At 55.6% G+C, this 277-nt stretch carries 1 protein-coding gene; it reads right to left on the bottom strand.

What is annotated here, in order from left to right; genetic code table 11:
* Positions 1-277, bottom strand: a 277-nt coding sequence (locus CWC28_RS21515) for an aquaporin (protein WP_171038359.1), incomplete at both ends; no start/stop codon positions are given.

The following is a 277-nucleotide window of genomic DNA, read 5'->3' on the forward strand; positions in this document are numbered from 1 at the left end:
TAACCGCCTGGTGAGTGCTCGCCATAGCCATTCGAGGCGAATCCCCTCGAGACGTCGAAATTGGCTTGACCCGTGGCAATAAGATAGAGCACTCCACCAGCGATCACGGCACCAATGACCTGTGCGGCAATGTAGGGCAATACTTGGCTGGCAGGAAAGCGCCCACCGGCCCATAGACCGACAGAAACCGCTGGATTGAGGTGGCATCCGGAAATATGCCCAATAGCATAAGCCATGGTAAGGACAGTGAGACCAAAGGCCAGTGATACTCCCAGCA

The sequence above is a fragment of the Pseudoalteromonas sp. S4492 genome (assembly GCF_005886115.1).
Classification (GTDB): Bacteria; Pseudomonadota; Gammaproteobacteria; order Enterobacterales; family Alteromonadaceae; genus Pseudoalteromonas; species Pseudoalteromonas gelatinilytica.